Raw genomic sequence first — 375 nt, 5'->3', positions numbered from 1 at the left:
ATTTTGGGTACACTGTATCCACCACTTTAGGTTCTTTCATGTACGTGGGGATATTATGGGCCCGTATAACGGGATAAAATGAATATAGAAATAGAGGAATCGTAAAATGAATATGCAAGAGGTTTATAAATATTTAAGTACGGTATTGCCTGAAGGACATGTTAAACAAGATGAAATGTTAAAGAATCATACGCATATTAAAGTTGGCGGAAAAGCAGATGTTTTTGTTGCGCCTACAAATTATGATGAAATTCAAGAAGTTATTAAATATGCGAACGAATATAATATTCCAGTTACGTTTTTAGGAAATGGATCGAATGTCATTATTAAAGATGGTGGAATTCGCGGGATTACAGTAAGTTTAATTCATATTAC

At 32.8% G+C, this 375-nt stretch carries 1 protein-coding gene; it reads left to right on the top strand.

Annotated features, from left to right (window positions below):
* Window positions 1–106: 106 nt before the first annotated feature.
* Window positions 107–375 (top strand): FAD-binding protein (locus MR107_RS30530; protein WP_242293194.1); only part of this gene is annotated, 269 nt, incomplete at its 3' end.

The organism is Bacillus cereus group sp. BfR-BA-01441 (genome assembly GCF_022663075.1).
GTDB classification, from domain to species: Bacteria; Bacillota; Bacilli; order Bacillales; family Bacillaceae_G; genus Bacillus_A; species Bacillus_A cereus.
Note: the sequence above shows the minus strand (reverse complement) of the source record. Positions and strands in the feature narration are given on the sequence as shown.